The sequence below is a fragment of the Agromyces binzhouensis genome, from assembly GCF_004135055.1.
Lineage (GTDB): Bacteria > Actinomycetota > Actinomycetes > Actinomycetales > Microbacteriaceae > Agromyces > Agromyces binzhouensis.
Genome location: NZ_SDPL01000839.1, coordinates 1 through 505, shown reverse-complemented (window position 1 = coordinate 505; position 505 = coordinate 1). Strand labels below are relative to the sequence as shown.

Genomic DNA, 505 nt, shown 5'->3' with positions numbered 1-505 from the left:
CACCGACGCCGCGATCGCGGTGGGCGCCCTCGGCCCGCGCATGCGCCGACTGGCCGCCGAGCTCGCCGACGCGGTCGTGCTGAACTGGCTGACGCCCGGCGCGGCGACCGAGGCGATGGCCGACCTGCGACACGACTCGCGCGGGCGCGCCGAACGGGTGCGCGGAGTGGTCTACGCCCGCACCATCTCCGATGGCGCGGCGCGCGCGGCGCTGCAGAAGGAGGCCGATCGATACGGGTCGTACGCGTCCTACGCCGCGAACTTCGCGCGACTCGGCATCGAGCCGATCGATGCGACGGTCAACCGCAGCTCGGCCCTGCACGCCTACGACGGGATCGTCGACGAGGTCGTGCTGCGTGCCATCACGGCCGGCGGCACGCTCGAGGAGCTCGAGCGGTTCGCGGAGACCACGGCGCAGTGGCGTTCGGAGCAGGCCGGCGCCTGAGCCGGCCGCCTGAGCCGCCGCGAGCCGCGCCCGCGGGACCATCGGCCGTGCGCCGTGCCG

At 75.4% G+C, this 505-nt stretch carries 1 protein-coding gene; it reads left to right on the top strand.

What is annotated here, in order from left to right:
* Positions 1–445 (top strand): LLM class oxidoreductase (locus tag ESO86_RS18460; protein WP_129236088.1); only part of this gene is annotated, 445 nt, incomplete at its 5' end.
* Positions 446–505: the final 60 nt, after the last annotated feature.